This window comes from Pricia sp., assembly GCF_041745955.1.
In the GTDB taxonomy this organism is placed as follows: domain Bacteria; phylum Bacteroidota; class Bacteroidia; order Flavobacteriales; family Flavobacteriaceae; genus Pricia.
Window position 1 is genome coordinate 1 of record NZ_JBGTHY010000514.1, and the last position, 19,140, is coordinate 19,140.

Here is a 19,140-nt window from a genome sequence, read left to right on the forward strand (position 1 = left end):
TTCAATTGTTTTAAGAGAGACAAATGCCATACGGCTGTTGTTGATGAAGGACACTGAATCGCTGACCGAACCGATAAAACTGTTCACATTGTCATCCAGTTTGTGTACAATATCTTTGGAAACCTTGCGGAACGGATTGACATACTTGGGATTGTTCAATGCCTTGTTTTTGGTCAGGACAAAAAATAGGAGGCACCTATGCTCCATGTACTCCCGTCCCTTGAAATGATGGTGGGTCGCCTTTTCCAAAAAAGTGGTGTTGGATAGCTGTTCGGCGGAATAGGACTTCTTGAGATAAATGTCCTGTTTGTGTACCACGCATCCTGTGGGTGATGATTTTAACGCCTGAAACCAAGCCCCGTGTATATCCTCAAAATCCTTTTCGGAAAGGGAATAGATTTCAGGTAATATCCCTTCATAGCACAGAACCACATTACCATTATTGGCAAATATGATATTGTTTCGGATATCCGTAATGGGCCGATATGCCGATAGGTTAATCTTCTTCATAGTCGAAGCCGGAGTTTCTTTTGTTACTAATAATTTTTGGGAAAGCTTTTGCTATCTGGAAAAGCTGCGGATTGTTTGCCATTCGTGTCAAAGCGATAAACAATGTCGAATTGAGAATCAATATGCCGATAATGATTCCGAAACTGAACGAGAAGATGATGACCAAGAGCGAAGCGATTATGGAAATCATCATCAAGGCGAACAATGAAATGGGCAGTCCGAAAATGACCGCCCGTTTCCTGATGTTCCTATAGACCTCGAATTTTTTCATAGTGCTTGGCTTGTTGAGCGCTCGATGGGACTCATTAGACTACGATCGAGATTAGATAAGTAAAGATGCCCACGACCGCCCCTGCAATGAGTACAAAGACCAGGACGCGGGTAATCCCTTTTTTGAGGTCGGCGTTTTCCCCGAAGAAATGCCCGGCGTTGAACAGGAAACCGATAAGGAAGATGACACCGAGGATTATGGGGAAGATTGTTCTAATGGTATCGGAAACATCGTTTACCGAATCTTCGATACCACCGATTTGTGCAAAAGCGGGCGCAGCGGTAAGCAGCGACCCGATCAACATGGGAATTGATTTTTTCATAACTGTTCGTTTTTGATGCCTGATGAGGGCGGTTGATGAATAAACTTTTGCGAAATCTATTAAGGAATGATACTGAGGGAAGAAAATCCCCAAACTTTAACTTGAAAACCTGTTAAACCTTGGAAGATTCTTAGGGATTGATTCGATTCTTTAAAAATTGTGCAGTCAAAGAAAATTTTATGATTCGATTGCTCACTTTTTTGATTCCCATTTTCTGGCTAATGCCAATGGATAGTTTTGGTCAGTCAATCGATGGCAAAAAAACTATTATCGTTATTGACCCTGGACACGGCGGAACCGATTCCGGGGCAAACGGTATCAATGGGGTTCAGGAAAAGGATATGGTGCTGAAAATTGCAAAGGAAATAGTAAATCTCAATGTAAATCTATTCGAGAAATCCTATGAAATATATCTAACGAGAAATACCGATACTCTTATTTCATTGGGGGATAGGGCAAAAATGGTAAGAAGTTTAAATGCCGACATATTCGTTTCCTTGCATTGTAATCATTCCGGCAACGCGGATGCAAAGGGTTTAGAAGTATATGTAGCCACAAAAGGGAAACATATTCGAGAATCTATCCATTTTGCGCATCAGCTTCAAAAAGGGATAAAGCAGAACATCGGTTTTAAAAGCAGGGGTGTGAAGCTTGCCAACTTTCAAGTATTGAGGGAAACGGTGGATTATTGCCCTGCGGTATTGATAGAATTGGGTTTCCTCTCCAATCTGGATGAAGTGCAACATCTGACTGAGGATGAGAATTTACTTGCGCTTGCGTTGTCGGTTCTAAGTGGATTGAAAATTGAGTTATGAAGTTATGAGGGAATTATTTGAAGATGTGTTCGTGAATCTAAAAGTGCTACTTAAAGTATTTATTTCGGAATCCTTAAAAATTCTGAGGATGTGGTTTGGGAGAAATGATTGATAGCTTTTCTCTTGTGAAGAAACATTTCGCAATATGCTATAATTTAGGCACGTAAAACATTTCTTTATGGAACGGGGGAAATATAGAGACTCCGACGAGTTGGACTATGGCTTTACATGAGTTGCATTAGCACCTACAGTCTTACGAAAGTTCAGTTTATTGGTTCCCATAATTAAAAGCCACAAACAGATTCCGATTTCCCCAATAGGAGCGGGATACCCAACGATATCTGAAAGTATCGTTTTGTGGAAATCCGGATATAGGAAGCCTCCAAAAAACGTTATCAGATAACCAAAACAACCGGCCATTAAAAGAATCCCTAGAAGTTTGGGTAAAAAACCTGATCTGTACACTAAATATCCAAAAGGGAACAGCCAAAGACCCCAGAATATTTGCGAGAGTTCAAGTCCGTTGTTATAACTGTCGATGTGAAACATTACTTGTGTTTGAAGGTCTGCCTCCCCCATTTGTTCCAAATATGCCACCTTGTCGATTAGGGTCAGGACAGAGAATTTGTTCAGGATGTTCACAAAAAAAATGGGCACACTGACCAATGCAAATATTACCATAAGGCCGGCGTAAGCCTTATTCACTTCTTGCAATAGTTTGTACAGGGCCAACGGTAAAAGTATGTAAATCAGAAAAGTGATAATACCACTAACAATCCCCAGCCGAAACAACATTTCAGAATTTGATATGTTCTCAAATGTTTTTGACGTACTTTCCCGAACAATTAACTGGGAAGGAATGTATGCAAGGCTGATTATACCGCCTATAATTAAAATCAAATAGAGTATCCCTGCCACTCTAGCCGTCCTGTTTCTTGATGTCATAGTTCTATAATTAAATTTTTGGTTGTTTTGGCCATTTCCAAGCATACCAAACGATTAAGAATGTAATCAGACTTTCCAATATTGCAAGAAAGACATAAAAAGCATACCATGCGGTCAATGAGTTGATTGCTATGAACAACATCATCAATGAAAATAATATTCCGAAAGCGATATTCAGGATTCGATTGATACTGGGTTTTAGAAGAATCGATAAAGTGACCATTATCGAAGGAATTGCCAATACTATGGATGCTATCAGTAACTTGGTCGGACTATCCAAAATATTCGCGCCGGTCAAAAGGCTATCAACTTTGCCGGGAACGTAAAGTTCAAAATAATCACCATATAAATAACAAAACAGGACTGATGCCCAAAGGGCAGAAAGTTTGATCTTGATATTCACTTTTGGGTTTTCTAGCATTTTATATGTTCGTTGGTTGTTTAATTTCAATCGTTTCTCTAAATATAGAGACGCAGCTTCACTGGAAATAGTTGCCCAGCTTCCGATAAATCCTTTCTTTTCCAATAACGAATCATGAATATATATATGGTCGAAATAGAACAAGCCGTTGACATTCTTCTATCCAATCTATAACTGTTTTGTTTATAATAGGATAAGTCGCAGTTACATGAAATTTGTTACAGGATACCGGATAGAATTTGAAGTCGAAATTCTAAGTTTCCACGGTACTGTAAAACGGAAGTGGCTGTTGCAGAACTCCAACAAACACCATTTTTTGCTTTCATCCATGTGCGGAAATCCGTAAATTGAAGGTATGAAAGGAAGAAAGAACTATACCGAAAACTGTTCCTCAGCTTCCGGTTATCGGACCGGATCCCGAAGGAAAATCTCTATGGAAGGCTCCGCGAAACGCTCGACCTAAGCTTTCTTTATAGGGATACTAAGGAACTCTATGGCAGGACCGGTAACCCCTCGATCGACCCCGTGGTCTTTTTCAAGCTGTTGATCACGGGTTACCTCGAGAACATCACCTCCGACCAAAAACTGGTGGAACATTGTAGTATGCGAATGGACGTGCTCTATTTTCTGGGCTATGACCTGGACGAAGAACTGCCATGGCACTCGACTATCAGCAGGACGAGGCAACTCTACCCGGAATCCCTTTTCGCGACCTTGTTCAACAAGGTATTCGCCCTGTGCGTCGATAGCGGGATGGTATCCAGCCATACCCAGGCGGTGGACTCGGCTCCGATAAAGGTGAACACGTCCATGGAAAGTCGGCGGATATGGAAGAACTTAGACGGTTCAACGAGGAATACAAGTCTAGCGATATAGCCTGGAAGTGGAAAAGCGAACCCGTTTGGGATAATCTCGTCGAGCGTAAAATACTGGAGTACGATCTGGATGCATTGGAATCGGCGTTCGCCAATGCGGTTTTCCATACCGCAAGGTTCGACGCCACCATAGCTGCTTGGGACGGCAAATACCATTATTGGGGCATCCGCCCGTTCCAGTACGATCCGGAATTCGAGCCGATATTGGTCGACACCCCGAACTTCCCGGGTTATCTGGCCGGTCACACTACCGTTGCCGGATCGTTGGCCAGTGTACTGTCATTTATCTTCCCGCAAGACGGTAAGCTGTTTCGTAACCTAGCCTTGGAATGTTCCGAATCACGCTTTGAAGGGGGCGTTCATTTCCGGACCGACAATGAGGTAGGACTCAAGGTCGGAACCGAAGTCGGGAACGAGGTTATTCGGAGATTTAGCCAAAACCTGCGGGAACAAGAATAAATCGCCGACCACCATCCAAATATCCAAGAGTTAAAAAGTTCCCGTTTTTTTTAAAAAATTCATGGTTGTTTTACTATTTTTTTTGCATCAAAGTGCCATCCTCGGTCTTTTTTGGCAGTTCCTTAAAGCCAACCTCTTATCAGAGCTAAAAGCTAAACATTGATCCAAGCCCAAACCGCAGGATGCTCACTTGCAGCCTGTTTTTTGTATTGCATCGATGGATAGACAGACCACATCGGCTTTTTATCGGGCCAAACCGCTTTACGGTTAAGACCGCTATCCTTAACATTGGCAAACAGGTTTGGCGAAAGTAATAGATAATCTTTCTGCTTGATATTTACCCCCATACGGTACGCGCCCAAGCGGAAATAATTAGCGTCCCGGCCCTCGTCAAAATCCGCCTTGAACAATCGGTGTCTGGTAACATCCTTCATTTTGGTATCGCGAAATAAGGGCGAAAGCGAATCGCAGTAAGAGACTGCGTTAAGTGTTCCTGCAACTATAATATTTTTTTGTCCACTTTCCCGAAGTTCATGGTAAACATCGGCAATCCTTTGAGCCTCTTTTTTGCGAAAGGCATCGGATATTTCCTTGTCCTTGGTTTCTTCTTGCAATTGAGCGGCCAATAGCCAAATGGTTTGACGGGATGGTGTGCCGATTTCGTATTGAAAGAACTCCTTTTTTGGGTTGGGGTTATCGCCCAAACCAAAACAATGAGTTCTAACCGATTTAATTCTGTGACCATTTTTTAACAGTATACCCATTTCCTGACCCCGCTTGTCGCTACTTTGAACTACTACCACTTCCTGGAATGGTTCGCCATCAGATTGGGGCAACAGCTGGGCATTGAATTCTTCCAGCGAAGCCCTGTCCTCGATTTCCTGCAAGAGCATAATATCCGGATTAACTTGAGAAATGACCTTGGCCTTGTTTTTTACGGCCATCGGATCTAATGGTGCGGTCTGCAAGGCTATCCATCCGTTCCAATCGGTAAGTTCCCCGGACTTCAGTTCTTTGGAATAGTCCATTCCTTTCAAAAAAAGGAATCCCGCCCGTCTACGCATTACGGCATAGGGAACATCAAAGGTTTTGTCGAAGCCTAAAAGGAACGCCAGTTCTTGTATTCGTTCCGCATTACTTGATACGCGGTTGTTTCCCACCATCAATTCATCAAGTTCTTTGACCCAATCGGTAACACATTTACCGTATGGTTTTTCTAGAAGGCTTCTGTCCCGATGGAACAAGTTCTGGATGTTAAAAGTGGCTATTTTCATATCTATTTACGTTTATCGTTAGTATTCTCATCAAAAGCAATCAGATTGAACAGTTCCCGCATCCGGCTACGTACACGGTTGCCATAACGTTCTTCAAGCTCTTCCGCATTGAGGTTGGTGGTCGCGTGGGTCTTCAACTTCGACTTGGTTTGCAAATACAGTTCATAGCGTGAGAGCAGTACTTCGCCCATCACGTTACAGTCCTTCCCATAGTGACGGCCCATTGGCTCAACGCCTAGATCATCAAAGCAGATAGGGCTGCTGTCTCCATAATCCTCGATTATTTTATAGCCCAAATGGTTGAAGCCAAATACTATATTTCGGCAAGGTGCCATTAAGTAAGGGCGTTGTAGGGGAACCAAATATTTTAGCAGTTTCATCAAACTCGTCTTGCCACAGCCCACTGGACCAGATAGTAATATTCCCTTTTCAGGGTCGATACCGTCCTTTTGGCAATTGGCTTTGTCCTTGATAAAATAGTGGCATAATTGGCGAACGATTTCGGTGTCTACATCGTAAATCCTGAAATGTTGGCCAAAGAGAAGCTTGCCCTTGGCGTTCAGGTATATCAGGATTTTGTCGAAGTCATAGAGCACGTTTTTACCGTCGAGCTTCCCAAGGGAATATTCCACGCCGCATTCGACGATTTTAGAGGGGTTGTCCATAGTCTTTGCTTTTTGTGGTTTTGAGGTTGTCCCGATTTTGAGACGGTTCTTTTACCCTTTGTTGTTTTTTTATTTCAGCAGCTTTTAGCATCCAGTTTTCGGCCGAGGCCTGCCAATTGACGATTTTTATTTTTCCGCCGACCTTCCACCCAATCGAGGTGTAATGGTTGAAGAATTTTTTAGCCTCGATAGGTGGCCATTTCTTTTTTTTGAAAAAATCCAAAACCATATTTTCATTTTTGGGTAGCTTATGTTTATAATCGTTTTCTATTTGTTTATTAATGTTTGTATTAGGTACCAATGCTTGTCCCACTACTTGTTCGGTGCTTGTACCGGTAGTTGTCCCACTACTAGTATCGATACTTGTACCACCACTTGTACCGAATTTGAGCATCTTGATTTGGCTGCCTTTGTACGGATTATGGGATGGTAAATATTTGATGTATTTCCAATCGTCCAATCGTTTTAGGCATCTGTGGTATGTTGCTTTTGACCCTATTTTTGCCATTGCCATTACTTCTTCCCTGTTGATATAGAAAACCTCGGGAAAGCGGTGGATATTCCAGAACTGGAACAACGCGACATATAGGCTGATATGGGTCGGGTTCAATCGGGAATCCATTGAAAATTGCTGAAAGACCGCGTTCAAGTGTTTTATGTAGTTCATACATTCCTAATCGACTTTATGTTGCACCCGATTTGCCGTCATCACGGACTGTATTTCCTCGGCATCGTAGTAGATAATACCGCCTACTTTGGTGTAGGGCAACGTACCGTTCACACGTAGGTTTTGTAGAGTGCCCGGGCTTACTTGTAGCGCATCCATCACTTCTGAAGATTTCAGGTATTTTTTGAGATTTCCCGTAGCTTGTTTGGCAATTAGTTTTTTAATGTCATCGAGCAATTCCATCTTGAATTCCCGAAGGTCGTCTGTGGTAATGATGCTTGTGGGCATAGTAGAACGGTTTTAAAGAAAGGGCTATCGCATCGCTGTCAACTAATTTGATAGCCCTTTACAGGATTTGACTTTCGTTCTGCAAATTTGAAGTGTATTATTGGATTTTCTTTACCAGTACGACCGTAGTACGGTCAAAATTTAACATCTTGAAATTTGATGGGTTTTAACCCGTTTTGATATATTTCCCAATGGGATTTATCGTCAAAACAATCCAAATTAAATGAAAGATTGCACCAAAACCGCATTACCGTAGGTCGACCGTACTACGGTCGTATTTTAACAGTTTGAAAAGAAAATCAAAGGATGGGATTGAGGCGTTACCCCTCGCTTTTGCCCATGTCATCGAGCAGGGAAGTTGCCAACTCGTCAAGAAACAAGGTCCTGCTGTTCTTTCTGCCCTTAATGCTTTGATGGGTTTTGTAAATGTCCTTGGGGGTAAAGTCGAATATTTGCTGAAGCCTTTTGGAAACCTCCATTATGCTAAGCTTATCCTTCCTGCCCAGACCCTTGGCATATAGCGCGTAAAGAAGTTCTACAAAATCCGCATTACTAAACGGCCAGTGCAATTTTTTTGATGGATTGATTACCATTTTGTCGGTTATGGAGTTTTCAAGCTTGAAAAGCCGGTTGTCCAAATAGGTTATCAAGGAATTATAGGCTTTGTACTTGCCCAATAGCATGTCCCTAGGGGTACAGAATTCCGGGTCCTGAAAGTAGAATTTTGAAGTAGTGATATGGAAGGTGTCCAGATAGTCCCTTGTATAATATTCTTTGTCAAAGTGGGTGGTCCCTGAATCCACATACCGGCCAAAATCCAAATTATAGAGAAAGAACCGATTGAGTTTGTCGATTTTTCGCTTAATGCACTTTCTTTGGCTTTCCCTGTCCGCTTTGGGGAATTGGATTTCAAACGAATGTATTTCTGAAAAATAAATCAGTTGAATTAAAGGAATTTGCTTGGTGACCTTAAAAAAATGGATTTCATCGTGTTCCGATTCAAACCCGTTTCTCAAGATGTCTTTTTTAAATGTACTGAGCAGATTACGGCAGACTTCAATTGAACGGAATGATCTTTCTATAATATCTTCGTTCTGAATTTCAATTTCGTCCAGTTGCTCAATCAGTTCTTGCGATAGCGATTTTAGTTCCATAGCCTTCCATTGAAACGGTTTTGTCCCAACTGCTTAAGGAAGTTTTAGGAAAGTCAACTAGGTGGCCTGAAAAAATCCAGTTTTTTACACAGATGGTTTTTGAGGGAATGGTCAATGATATCCTCGTTCTTCATTACACTATTTTAGATTAGGAAGTTGTTAACTAAAGATAAGAAATACCAACTTGTGAAACACCCGAACATTACGTAAATGACTACGAGCTATAACGTATTTTCATACGTAATCATCCTTTCTTCCTAATAACCAACAGGTAAGAAGAAACGGCATTAATTTGAAGCTATTTTTTCTTTTCGCCAAAACGCTCCAAAAATTCTCTTCTATTCTTTACTCCCATTTTTTTGAAAAAGTTTGATGCGTGTTTTGATGCTGTTTTTTCCGCAATAAAATATTCCTCTCCAATTTCTTTATAAGACCTTTTGTCCAAAACCGACAATGCAATTTCGATTTCCCTTCCGGTCAGGCCCCGATCGAAAAATTTGGGGGTTATTTCTTTATCCCTTGCAGTTTTGTAATAATTCAACAATGCACTCATTTTTTTCTTGTGCTCCAAAAAATAGTGGTACCTGTCAATCTCTATTGCCGTTATGGCATAAAACGAGGTATTCACTATCGTGAACGTTAACCATTGGTAGTCACCTATTACGGTCAAGATAGGCAAGAGGGCCATACAGCTTACACTTAGAAGCGAAAGCTTGTTACGGCGCAGGACAAATTTATTGGGGTTTTTGGGTTTCGAAATCCTTTTGTAAAATTCCCATAGGAAATACAGGCAAATAAGAGATACCGGAACCGTAAAGCAGACACGGGCTATATCGATGGAATTGGTAAAATAATACGGCAAAAGATATAACCCGAAAAAACATAGCGTAGCATAGATGGAAATATTCGAAATCGTCAGATGAACGGTTAGTAGTTGAATATCATATTCCCTGTAGATGTAATGAAACAAATAAATGCCCATGGTCAAGGCCACCCCATAGGTAATAATGTACTGTAGTATAAATCGTCCTGGAAAACTATCGAATGGTAGAAATCCTCCGGAAAGATTGTACAGAACAAATAATCCGGCCAATATCAAATATCTGTTCAGGTTGTTGTATTGACTTCTTGAAGAATGGAAAATGGCGAATATCAAAAGAACGGTGTCTATCAAAAGATAGAAAAACGTTGTCCAATGTATCGAAGTTCCAAACATTCTTATTAGTCATTTTTACGCTCAAATTTGTTGGTTTCCAAGTTTTTGGTAACATTGTTCCAATGAAAAATTTCCCCGTTCATAGCAACATATACATCCGGTTTTAGAAATCGTAGAGAGCTAATTGCATAGCCTAAGTTGAAGGGCGCATCGGTGTTAGCGGAAGACCCTAAAACAAAAGACCCCGTTAAGACAATTATTTTTTTCAGTTTATGGCGTCCTAAATATTTTGCGGTATCTTCCATGGTGAAAGTACCGTGGGTTATCAGGATTTTGTTCGCTTCCGAGAATTTGATTTTGTCGGCCAGTATTTTTCTATCTTCGGGCGATATAGAGCGGCTATCTTTTTTGAAAGCATTCTCGATAGTAAAGGAGAATGAAACATTTGCCGAACTAAGAAAATCCTCAAGTAAGACTTGGCAACTCTTAAGTTCATTTTCCTTTGAATCCTTATCAATTCCTTCAATTGTGCCTCCTGTAGTTATAATATGTATCATGATTTGAAATGTTCGTTCATACTATTGAGATAGAAATTCTTATCCGGTACAATCCGTCTCTTTAGATAAGTGATTTCCATAATCAATGCCGATGGGGTTTTTCCCGTAGGAGTTTCCAATTTCTATAGTGCGCATAGGCGACCATAAAAGCACCAAGTACCGTATTTCCCGTTTCCCACCATGCCGAAAAATCTAGACGGCCGATGGCAATGAAGAAAAAACCGATACTCGCAAAAACAAAGGGTTTTTTTGAACCATGTATTTTTAGATAGCTGGGCCAGAGCGATACAAGTACCAACAACAGGCCAAAGAGGATAAAAGACCATTCTATCCATGGATTCCCCAAAAAATGGAGGCTGCCCAAGGCAGAAAACGATAGGACGATGGGTACTGCGACACAATGGATGGCACACAGTACCGAACTTGTAAGGGCGATCAGGTCGTAGGTCTGGTTGTTGAGCTTCATGGAACGGATTTTAATGGAACGAACTTTAGCGGGCAAAACTAGCACTTCTCGAAATCAAATGCAACTTAATCGCATTTAAGTCTTTTTGCTATCTTTGCCAAAACTTTACTATGCTCAGGACCCATGGACTTCAATTTTCATATCCCAACGGCAAAGGGTTCCGTTTTCCGGATATAGTACTATCGGAAGGCAAGCATCTTTTGGTGCTGGGGCCATCCGGGGTGGGAAAGACCACCTTGCTGCATCTTTTGTCGGGCCTACTGCCCTTGGCAGCGGGCAGCATCCATATTGGGGATACGGACATCAGTATCTTTTCCAGAAAAGAGCTGGACGATTTTAGGGGGCGCTATATTGGGGCCGTATTTCAAAAAAGCTACTTTGTAAAATCGCTGACAGTGGCCGAGAACCTTGCCCTGCGCCAATGTTTCCCGGATAAACGGCCGGACACCGAACGTATGACGGAACTGTCCGAACGCCTGGGGATCGCAGACCAGCTGCCCAAAAAAGTACAGGAGCTCAGCGAGGGGCAACGGCAACGCCTCTCCATCGCCCTGGGGCTTATCCACCGACCAAAAATAGTACTTGCCGATGAGCCGACCTCGGATCTGGACGATGGCAACTGTGAAAAAGTGGTAGGCCTGCTAAAGGAAGAAGCTAGTCTGGCCAACGCCAATCTTATCATCATTACCCATGACCAAAGGGTCAAGGAAATGTTCACCGATCATCTTGAGCTATGAACCTGACCAAACTGGCCTATAAGAATCTGGTCTCCAAACCGCTGAATGCGCTCCTGAGCCTTCTTTTATTGGTCTTAAGTATTGCCTTGGTTACGTTTATGCTGCAATTGAGCGGACAGGTGGGTAAAAATCTCGACCGGAACATCAGACCGGTGGATATGGTGGTCGGGGCCAAGGGAAGTCCACTTCAATTGGTGCTTTCGTCCGTGCTTCATATCGATGCACCGACGGGAAACATCGCCTTGCAAGAGGCGGAGGCACTGGCCAAAAATCCGTTGATCGCCAAGGCCGTCCCTGTTTCCTATGGAGACAATTATAAGGGCCATCGCATTCTGGGCACCGATACCACCTATCTTGGCCTTTATGGCGCAACATTGGCATCCGGTTCCCTGTTTCAAGAACCCTTGGAAGTGGTACTGGGCGACCGTGCCTATCAGCAGCTGCAACTGGAAATCGGCGATACCTTTGTGAGTTCGCACGGGCTGGCGGAAAATGCCATGGATGCCCACGATGGGCATCCGTTCGTCGTGAAGGGCATTTTAAAGCCTACCGGTACCGTGGTGGACCAGCTTATCGTAACGCCCCTGGAAAGTATATGGGAAGTACATGAACATGAAGGGGAAAGCCTTGGTCATGTAAAAGAAAAACTCGATGAACATGAAGGGGAAAGTGCCGACCATGCAGAAGAAGGCCCCGATGAACATGAAAGCGGGGAGGACCACCGTGAGATTACCGCTATGCTCATCAAGTTCAGGAATCCCTTGGGGCTGGTACAACTGCCCCGGTTCATCAACGAGAACACCAACATGCAGGCTGCCCTGCCCAATTTTGAAATCCAACGCCTGTTAGGACTTTTGGGAACCGGCGTCCGTACCGTGAACGCCATTGCGTTGGCCATACTTTTGGTATCCGGGCTCAGTATTTTTATCGGGCTGTTGAAGGCCGTTCGCGAACGGCGGCAAGAACTGGCGTTGTTGCGCACCTATGGGGCCACTACCTTGCAATTGCTCTGGACGGTACTGCTGGAGGGACTTTTCTTGGCGGTTTCGGGTTTCTTCATGGGATGGGTGCTGGGCCGGTTGGGCCTATGGGGCCTTTCGGGCCATACCCGGTCCGCCTATGGGTACGACCTCACGATGCCCATGCCTACCGCGACGGAGGCCCTGCTGTTTGTATGTATTGTACTGATTACGGTATTGGCCGTTTTTTTGGCCTCGCTTTCCATTTTTAAGTTGAACATTTCAAAAATACTGTCCGATGAATAAGCATTTCCTATTATTGATATTGACCATCCTCTTGGGTATTCAAACGCAGGCGCAAAAAAAATTGACCTGGGAAGATTTTGCCGATGTCAATTTTGAACCGGTCTACAGCGAAGAGTACGAAATCCATTTTCTAACGCCCAAGTTCGGGGAGGACCTCAAGGCCTATGAAGGACAAAAAGTAAGCATTACGGGCTATTTTTTGGATATTTCGGGGGAAGGGGACATCTATCTGGTCTCCGAAAACCCGATGGCAGAGTGCTTTTTTTGCGGTGCGGCCGGCCCGGAGACCATCGTGGAAGCGCGTTTTATCGAAAAACCCATTTTTAAGACCGACCAGATTGTTACGGTAACGGGCACCTTGCAACTGAACGCCAACAATGTCAACAGCCTCAACTATATCTTGAAGGAATCGACCGGCGTATTGGAAAAATAGTTTTTTGTACCTTGTTGTTCTTGGTAAAAGGGATAAAAAGGTACTTATGTTTATAAGGAAATTCGTCGTATTAAAAGGTGTTATGATCGTACTATTGGTGTTGTTTTTTCAGGATGCGGTCTCCCAAGTTTCGTTGGATTGGGAGGACCTGGCCCACGGCGTTGAATTTAAGGAAGGTAATAGCATACCGGGATTCTTGAATGCCACGTTCCGAAAGAACATGGCGGAACTCGAAGGAAAGGAGGTAACGCTGAACGGCTATTTTTTGGCGTTGGACGCCTCGGAATCGGCCTACATGCTGTCAAAAAACCCGATGGCCTCCTGTTTTTTTTGTGGCAACGGGGGGCCTGAGACGGTGGTGGAACTGCGGTTTTCCAACCCGCCCAAATTTAAGACGGACGATGTCCTATCCGTTGCCGGTACGCTCCTGTTAAATACTGATGACCCGGAACATTGTTATTATATCATCGAAGACGCCGATGCGTTTACCCTGAAATAAAGAAAATGAAGAACGAAGAAGACGTAAAAAAGCTATTGTCCCGAAAAGGACTAAAGCGCACCCCGTTGCGGATTGCCCTGCTCGGCCGATTTTTGGAAACCGACCATTCGCTATCATACACCGACTTCGATGCTCTAACCGGAAACACCGCCGATAAATCCACCATTTACCGAAACTTGAACCGTTTTGAACAGGTAGGCCTGTTGCACCGTATCGAAGATGCCTCGGGAGTTGCCAAATATGCCTATGGCGACAACCGCTCCCAACACCACCACCTCCATTTTTTATGCGACTCCTGCCATAACACATATTGCCTGAATAAGACGGAGGAGAAATCCATAAAAGTTCCCGAAGGATTCCAACCAAGGTCGGTCAATATCCTGATTAATGGGACTTGTCCCAATTGCTGATTTTTGATTCATTGCTTCACTTTGGTTTAAATTTTGCAGACAAGATTTAGTGACAAATATGGCTTGATAAACCTAAAGTTTATTTATGATTAAAAAGTTTCTGGTTCTAGCAGTATTCATGCTAGGTATTCTGACGGTATCGTCTCAAGGTATAAAGGTCAATGATCGACCCATTGGCGAAATAGATGTGGAATATATTGAAATTGTAGTCACGGCCAGGGCGTTAAGCCACAAAGTCAATGTGGAAATCGACTTCGGGCAGGATACCAATTTTTTTAGCGGAAGCAAACAGACCCGGATAGAAGATGAAGATGGAAAGCGCATTAAGTTCAACTCCATGATAGACGCGCTAAATTTTATGAACAAAAATGGATTTGAGTTTGTACAGGCGTATGTGGTTGACACCGACGATAGCACGATTTGTCATTATTTGATGAAAAGAAAGGAGTGAACCTCATAATTGTTGTTATTGCAGCTAAAAACTTATTTGAAACAGTAAAGATTCAACCTAAATTTTATTACTTTATCTATTAACTTTAATTCAAGAATTATGAAAAAACTAGTCATCCTATTATTTACAACAGCTTTGGTCGCAGTCGGTTGCGACGATAAGAAAAAAGACCTTAGCGCACAGTTCGATACCTTGATGAAAGAAAATGACAGTGTAGAGACCGTCCATCAAGAATTTGAGGAAATCCATAAAGAGATGATGGCGGAACACCAAAGGTTCACCCAAGAACTCGAAGGTATGGAAGTGCAAGATTCTACTATCCTGGAAGATGTGGCCAAGCACGAGGTCATTCTTAAAAACCACGATGCCATCATAGAAAGCCATGGCGAAATTATCGAAGGGCATAAAGATCTTAAGGCCGATTTTGATCAGATGAGCGACGTTGAAATGGAGGCCCAGATTAAAGAAATGAAGGAAGGCCATGATGAGATGATGAGCGAGCATGCCACTATGGAGGAAGAACATGACATGATGATGAACGAGCATCAGGCCATGAGGCAAAAAATGGCCAACGGGATGGAAGAGTAATAAGAATCCCAAACCCCATAAAAGAAAAATTCCGTGTAGGCGCTACACGGAATTTTTTGGTTTAAGAAATTAGCTATCGCCGTTATTCTTTTAGCGTTACCGTTCGGGTCACATTATTGAATCCGCCGGGAATCAAATTTCCCTCGGTATCCAGCAATTCCAACTTGATGGTCACTTCGCCCTTCGGTAGGCCCTTGATGACCTGTGGTGCCCATTCGGTGACCATAAACTCCTCCCCGTTGATCGTAGCGCGTACCTTGTTGCCGTCTTCGGACAGGGTGGTGTTGAGCAGGAAGAAATCCAGCAATAGGTTTTCGGTATCGGCACCGCTATACTCGCCCTTGGGGCGGCTGTAGATCAAGGTGGGTTCTTCAAAGTTGACCTCCATATCATCCGTTGCCTCGCCCACGGTCATTTTTTTGGCCACGAAGGAGTTTTCGTTCTTGACCGACTCGTGGTAGGAGCGGCTCAAAAAAGCGACCAGATAGTGCGTACCCGAAGGGATTTCCTTTTTGAATTCCGGCTCGTAATGGGCGGAGTAGGGCTGATTGTCCAAAATAAAATGGATGTGCTGCCCCTTGCCCGAATTGGCGAGCATGCCCGCCATCGTGCTGTCGGTCTGGGTGCCCAGTTCGTAATTGTTGACCTCAAAGGCAAAATCGGCTTCCCCTGCGGCTTCCATTTCGGCCGTGGTGGGCTTCATCATTTTTAGGGAGGCCTCCGCATATTCGGGCGAGCCTTCCAGTTTTTCCAAGGTAATGGTGGGGACGGTGGAATCGGCTTCCATTTCGGGATCCGCTGTGTTTTCGACATTGTTTTTCTTCGTTTCCTTACAGCCCGTGGCCAATAAAAGGAAAACCGCAGTAATACCTAACATTCTTGTGTTCATAATATATAGTTTAAAGGTTCAAATAATAATGTTTTTCTTTTTCCTAAGTTTAGGTAATGTCTATTATAGTGAAGGTAAATCGAAGGTCCAAAGCGATTTTTTTTCCTCATTTTTGATGGTGAGCCCACCCAATTGGAGTATCCTGTTATCCGGACGTTGTAAAGTGGACTCAATATTTAAAATGCCGCTCTTTTCTCGCCGGTGGTCTAAAATAAGCCTGATGTAGACATCCCCGACCTTAAAAACAGGGTTTTTTTTCCCATCTTTCATCATGGGGCAACCTAAAAGTTGTAGTTCGCGTCCCATTCGAAAGTGATCGGCCGGGTTGCACCCCAAGGTGATGGCCACGACATTTCGCAACAATTTGTCAGGCGCGTAGGCGCTCTTTAAAAAAGTTTCCTGTGAATAGGTTTGGTACTTTTCCCCATGGATCGCTTCCAAAAATTCAGGGTTGTAATAGGAAAACCAAGTGTACATATTGGTCTTCATTCCAAAGGTGTAAAAAGGCCTGTACCAAACTAGCTCCTTCCCTTTTATGGTCATGGACACGGTATCGCTTCCCTGCAGGAACTTGGTATTCTTTTCCTTGAGTTCCGGGCTGTTGTTCAGGAAATGGGAATGCTTTCCGTCCAAGGAAAAACCGATACCGCAGCGCCCTACGGGTTCGTTGAACCGGTTGTTCGGGCCAAGGATTTCCAGATAGTGTTTTTCCCCTCTGAGATAGATACTTGAAACGGTGTCGTCGATGGTTTCAAAATCCGGCAACCCCCTATCCATACCTGCATAGGATTCCTTTAGAAACGTATTGGAACGAAACCGGGCGTAGGAAATGCTGTCCAAAACCACATACAAATGGTTAAAAAGTACGTTGTTTGAATTTTTGTCGAAAAGGGCTCGTACTTTACCCTTGTCGATCAAGGAATTTTCAGATGCCTTCCTTTCTTGCCCGCAGGCGAGTAAAAGGATGGTAATGGATAGAATAATAGCGGTGTTTTTTAAATTCATCTCAAAACTGTTTTAAAAAAGTGATCTTACTGATGAACTGGGTATTCTGTTGTACCTGGTCAAAAACATCCGTCCGGCTTTCGTTGAAGACCAGGTAAATGAACGATAAGGGTAGGTACTCCCAACTAAAGCGCACGTTCCACCGGCCCTGTTCATCAAAGCTGTTGTACTGGTAAAAGGTAGATAGCTGTACCCGGGGGTTGAGTGCCAGGCGCAGGTTCGCGGTATAGAGGTCGGTCTGTAAATTTGCGTTTGCCACGCCGATTTCCTTTAAGGTATTGTGCTCATAGTTCCCTGACAAAGAAATCTGCGGGATGGGCGCATAACGCAGCCCGGCCTCTACGGTATTTAAGGTACCATCATAAAAGTTGCCGAACCGGTAAGTCATGGAAGCCGAAAGCTTCTTGGACTGATCGGTATTATAGCTCAGCAAATACCGGGTATACCTATAATTACCGGGTGCGATCTCCAGGCCCAAGGGAGCAAAATCGAAGTTGATGTTCTGCCAAGTGGGTATCATGGAAACTTGGGCAAAGCTATTGTCCTTGAACCAGGTGAAAATTGGGAAAATATTGATACTGGCCTGCTGAAAGTTTCCGGGATTTTCAAAATCATGGTAGTAATCCGCAAAAAACCCAGGGTCCCAGCGTCTGATCCATTTTATGTTTTCTGGGCGCCAGATATAATAGCCGCCGGGATTATGCTGTATAACATTATTCTGAAAGACAAAACCGGTCCCCGGCAGATAGTCGCGGCTTACAAAATTGGTCAGCCAGCCCGCATAAAAGTTGTTGGCCTGATAGCCCGCAAACAATTTTCCGGCAACGCCCCGGGTATCGGTCGCCTCGTCGTAAGAACCACTTCCCAAATATTCAATGGTCAGCTCGTTTTTTGGCCGGATCAGGCCATCTATGGTCAAGGTCGTGTTATTTGCCCGGGCCAATCCCAATGCCGAATACGATTCATCCAAACGGTGGGTAAGCATCACGCCTACATTATTTTCCCCACCGTAGTTTTTTGCATATCGGAAGATACCGAAATTGGCCGCCGCCGAATTTTCCGTCTCCCGTTGATGTACGTACAGTCCGGCAAGTGTCCTGTTTTCGTCCTTATCGGTAAATCGTAAACCGACATCCAAGGGTGCTGGTTCCGCGTTAAAACCACCTTGAAGTCCGATGCGCCTACTAAAAAAAGGAACTACCGCCTGGTCGGAGGCCCCTGCCCAAATACCGGAGTTTTCAAGGAAAAACTGCCGCCTTTCCGGAAAAAAGATATTAAAGCGTTCGAGGTTGTTCACGGCAAGGTCTACATCGGCCTGTGCAAAGTCGGTATTGATGGTCAAGTCCAAAACGGCATTGGGATTAATGGCCCATTTGACATCCCCGCCCACCTTTACATCGTTATTGGAATCCGTTACCGTATTTCCATTCTTCGATTCATCGAACTGGTACAGCGAGTAGGGTTCGATACGGATGTTTGCCGAAGGGGGCGGCACTTCCAGCCCCGTTATCTTTGCCGCGTAGGTCATCCGGTAAGGGGAGTAGGCCTGTGGGATGGCCGGAAAAACGGTCTGCTCATATTCCCTACGGGCGAGCCGGAACATGGTGAGTCCCCATTCCACAGGCTTGCCCGCTTCGGGCCTGTCATAGCGCAGGGATTTGAACGGGATGGCAAACTCGGCATAGTAGCCATTTTCGGTACGAGCGGTTTTTACGTACCACAGCGCGTTCCAATCATTATCGGTATTGTTATCATTAAAAATCTGGGCGTCCCGCTGGTTGCCGTAGGGGGTGGTCTGGAAAGAGACCGCATACTGTTTGGTGTTCTGGGCATCGAGCTGTATGGCGATAATGTCGTTCTCCCCGAACAGGAAGTCCCGTCGCAGATCTTGCACACGAATCCCCTTTAGCCCTAAAGAATCTTTACAATAAGCTCCTACGTACAGATTTTTGTCATCGTACAGAAAACGTACTTCGGTCTTATACCGGTATTTGCCGCCCTGATTGGGCTCGAACCTA

Annotated in this window: 26 protein-coding genes; 10 read left to right on the forward strand and 16 right to left on the reverse strand. The window is 44.0% G+C overall.

What is annotated here, in order from left to right:
* The 3 genes from ACEW8S_RS18245 to ACEW8S_RS18255 all read right to left on the reverse strand — a co-directional run.
* On the reverse strand, positions 1-510 hold a 510-nt coding region (locus ACEW8S_RS18245), incomplete at its 3' end, for a DUF3875 domain-containing protein (protein WP_373519537.1).
* Complete coding sequence (locus ACEW8S_RS18250; RefSeq protein ID WP_373519538.1) at positions 497-781, reverse strand: hypothetical protein; 285 nt, start codon at positions 779-781, stop codon at positions 497-499. The genes ACEW8S_RS18250 and ACEW8S_RS18245, both read right to left, overlap by 14 nt.
* Before the next feature lie 34 nt (positions 782-815).
* Positions 816-1,103 carry a hypothetical protein gene (locus tag ACEW8S_RS18255; protein ID WP_373519539.1) on the reverse strand — a complete coding sequence of 96 codons (288 nt, stop codon included), beginning with the start codon at positions 1,101-1,103 and terminating at the stop codon, positions 816-818.
* Positions 1,104-1,282: 179 nt separating this feature from the next.
* On the opposite strand from ACEW8S_RS18255, the gene ACEW8S_RS18260 reads away from it, so the two are divergent.
* Positions 1,283-1,918: an N-acetylmuramoyl-L-alanine amidase gene (locus ACEW8S_RS18260; protein WP_373519540.1), complete on the forward strand. Its 636-nt coding sequence runs from the start codon at positions 1,283-1,285 to the stop codon at positions 1,916-1,918.
* Positions 1,919-2,134: 216 nt separating this feature from the next.
* On the opposite strand, the gene ACEW8S_RS18265 is transcribed toward ACEW8S_RS18260, so the two are convergent.
* Positions 2,135-2,863 carry a DUF4386 domain-containing protein gene (locus tag ACEW8S_RS18265; protein ID WP_373519541.1) on the reverse strand — a complete coding sequence of 243 codons (729 nt, stop codon included), beginning with the start codon at positions 2,861-2,863 and terminating at the stop codon, positions 2,135-2,137.
* A 10-nt stretch (positions 2,864-2,873) separates the two neighbouring features.
* Positions 2,874-3,284, reverse strand: coding sequence for a DUF6326 family protein (locus ACEW8S_RS18270; RefSeq protein ID WP_373519562.1), 411 nt, complete (start codon positions 3,282-3,284; stop codon positions 2,874-2,876).
* A 525-nt stretch (positions 3,285-3,809) separates the two neighbouring features.
* Between ACEW8S_RS18270 and ACEW8S_RS18275 the strand changes: the two genes are divergently transcribed.
* Both ACEW8S_RS18275 and ACEW8S_RS18280 read left to right on the forward strand, forming a co-directional pair.
* Positions 3,810-4,160: a transposase gene (locus tag ACEW8S_RS18275; protein WP_373519542.1), complete on the forward strand. Its 351-nt coding sequence runs from the start codon at positions 3,810-3,812 to the stop codon at positions 4,158-4,160.
* The gene (locus ACEW8S_RS18280) at positions 4,112-4,618 is read left to right on the forward strand and encodes a phosphatase PAP2 family protein (protein WP_373519543.1); all 507 of its coding nucleotides are present in this window, start codon (positions 4,112-4,114) and stop codon (positions 4,616-4,618) included. The genes ACEW8S_RS18275 and ACEW8S_RS18280 overlap by 49 nt, the downstream gene beginning before the upstream one ends.
* A 152-nt stretch (positions 4,619-4,770) precedes the next feature.
* On the opposite strand, the gene ACEW8S_RS18285 is transcribed toward ACEW8S_RS18280, so the two are convergent.
* The 8 genes from ACEW8S_RS18285 to ACEW8S_RS18320 all read right to left on the reverse strand — a co-directional run bounded on the left by ACEW8S_RS18285 (position 4,771) and on the right by ACEW8S_RS18320 (position 10,845).
* Positions 4,771-5,892, reverse strand: a complete 1,122-nt coding sequence (locus ACEW8S_RS18285; RefSeq protein ID WP_373519544.1) for a hypothetical protein — start codon at positions 5,890-5,892, stop codon at positions 4,771-4,773.
* A gap of 2 nt (positions 5,893-5,894) precedes the next feature.
* Positions 5,895-6,557, reverse strand: a complete 663-nt coding sequence (locus ACEW8S_RS18290; protein WP_373519545.1) for an ATPase — start codon at positions 6,555-6,557, stop codon at positions 5,895-5,897.
* Positions 6,541-7,224, reverse strand: coding sequence for a hypothetical protein (locus ACEW8S_RS18295; protein WP_373519546.1), 684 nt, complete (start codon positions 7,222-7,224; stop codon positions 6,541-6,543). The genes ACEW8S_RS18290 and ACEW8S_RS18295 overlap by 17 nt, the downstream gene beginning before the upstream one ends.
* 6 nt (positions 7,225-7,230) lie before the next feature.
* A complete protein-coding gene (locus ACEW8S_RS18300; RefSeq protein ID WP_373519547.1) occupies positions 7,231-7,512 on the reverse strand; it encodes a helix-turn-helix domain-containing protein in 282 nt (93 codons plus the stop codon).
* Between the two features lie 320 nt (positions 7,513-7,832).
* Positions 7,833-8,666, reverse strand: coding sequence for an RteC domain-containing protein (locus ACEW8S_RS18305; protein ID WP_373519548.1), 834 nt, complete (start codon positions 8,664-8,666; stop codon positions 7,833-7,835).
* 298 nt (positions 8,667-8,964) lie between these two features.
* Positions 8,965-9,882, reverse strand: coding sequence for a helix-turn-helix transcriptional regulator (locus tag ACEW8S_RS18310; protein WP_373519549.1), 918 nt, complete (start codon positions 9,880-9,882; stop codon positions 8,965-8,967).
* Positions 9,883-9,887: 5 nt separating this feature from the next.
* On the reverse strand, positions 9,888-10,379 hold the full coding sequence (locus ACEW8S_RS18315) for an asparaginase domain-containing protein (RefSeq protein WP_373519550.1): 492 nt from the start codon (positions 10,377-10,379) through the stop codon (positions 9,888-9,890).
* Between the two features lie 82 nt (positions 10,380-10,461).
* Positions 10,462-10,845, reverse strand: coding sequence for a MerC domain-containing protein (locus ACEW8S_RS18320; RefSeq protein ID WP_373519551.1), 384 nt, complete (start codon positions 10,843-10,845; stop codon positions 10,462-10,464).
* A 110-nt stretch (positions 10,846-10,955) separates the two neighbouring features.
* Between ACEW8S_RS18320 and ACEW8S_RS18325 the strand changes: the two genes are divergently transcribed.
* From ACEW8S_RS18325 to ACEW8S_RS18355, 7 genes are all read left to right on the forward strand, one after another.
* Positions 10,956-11,582, forward strand: coding sequence for an ABC transporter ATP-binding protein (locus ACEW8S_RS18325; protein ID WP_373519552.1), 627 nt, complete (start codon positions 10,956-10,958; stop codon positions 11,580-11,582).
* Positions 11,579-12,847, forward strand: a complete 1,269-nt coding sequence (locus tag ACEW8S_RS18330; protein WP_373519553.1) for an ABC transporter permease — start codon at positions 11,579-11,581, stop codon at positions 12,845-12,847. Before ACEW8S_RS18325 ends, ACEW8S_RS18330 begins: the two co-directional genes overlap by 4 nt.
* On the forward strand, positions 12,840-13,280 hold the full coding sequence (locus ACEW8S_RS18335) for a hypothetical protein (RefSeq protein ID WP_373519554.1): 441 nt from the start codon (positions 12,840-12,842) through the stop codon (positions 13,278-13,280). The genes ACEW8S_RS18330 and ACEW8S_RS18335 overlap by 8 nt, the downstream gene beginning before the upstream one ends.
* A gap of 46 nt (positions 13,281-13,326) precedes the next feature.
* Positions 13,327-13,779, forward strand: coding sequence for a hypothetical protein (locus tag ACEW8S_RS18340; protein ID WP_373519555.1), 453 nt, complete (start codon positions 13,327-13,329; stop codon positions 13,777-13,779).
* A gap of 5 nt (positions 13,780-13,784) precedes the next feature.
* Positions 13,785-14,189, forward strand: coding sequence for a Fur family transcriptional regulator (locus ACEW8S_RS18345; RefSeq protein WP_373519556.1), 405 nt, complete (start codon positions 13,785-13,787; stop codon positions 14,187-14,189).
* 85 nt (positions 14,190-14,274) lie between these two features.
* On the forward strand, positions 14,275-14,640 hold the full coding sequence (locus ACEW8S_RS18350; protein ID WP_373519557.1) for a hypothetical protein: 366 nt from the start codon (positions 14,275-14,277) through the stop codon (positions 14,638-14,640).
* 99 nt (positions 14,641-14,739) lie between these two features.
* On the forward strand, positions 14,740-15,228 hold the full coding sequence (locus ACEW8S_RS18355) for a hypothetical protein (protein ID WP_373519558.1): 489 nt from the start codon (positions 14,740-14,742) through the stop codon (positions 15,226-15,228).
* A gap of 82 nt (positions 15,229-15,310) precedes the next feature.
* Here the strand turns inward: ACEW8S_RS18355 and ACEW8S_RS18360 are convergent, their stop codons facing one another.
* From ACEW8S_RS18360 to ACEW8S_RS18370, 3 genes are all read right to left on the reverse strand, one after another.
* Entirely contained in the window at positions 15,311-16,117 is an 807-nt protein-coding gene (locus tag ACEW8S_RS18360; RefSeq protein ID WP_373519559.1) for a hypothetical protein, read from the reverse strand.
* A 63-nt stretch (positions 16,118-16,180) separates the two neighbouring features.
* Positions 16,181-17,122 carry a DUF5829 family protein gene (locus ACEW8S_RS18365; protein ID WP_373519560.1) on the reverse strand — a complete coding sequence of 314 codons (942 nt, stop codon included), beginning with the start codon at positions 17,120-17,122 and terminating at the stop codon, positions 16,181-16,183.
* A gap of 1 nt (position 17,123) precedes the next feature.
* Positions 17,124-19,140 (reverse strand): DUF5916 domain-containing protein (locus ACEW8S_RS18370; RefSeq protein ID WP_373519561.1); only part of this gene is annotated, 2,017 nt, incomplete at its 5' end.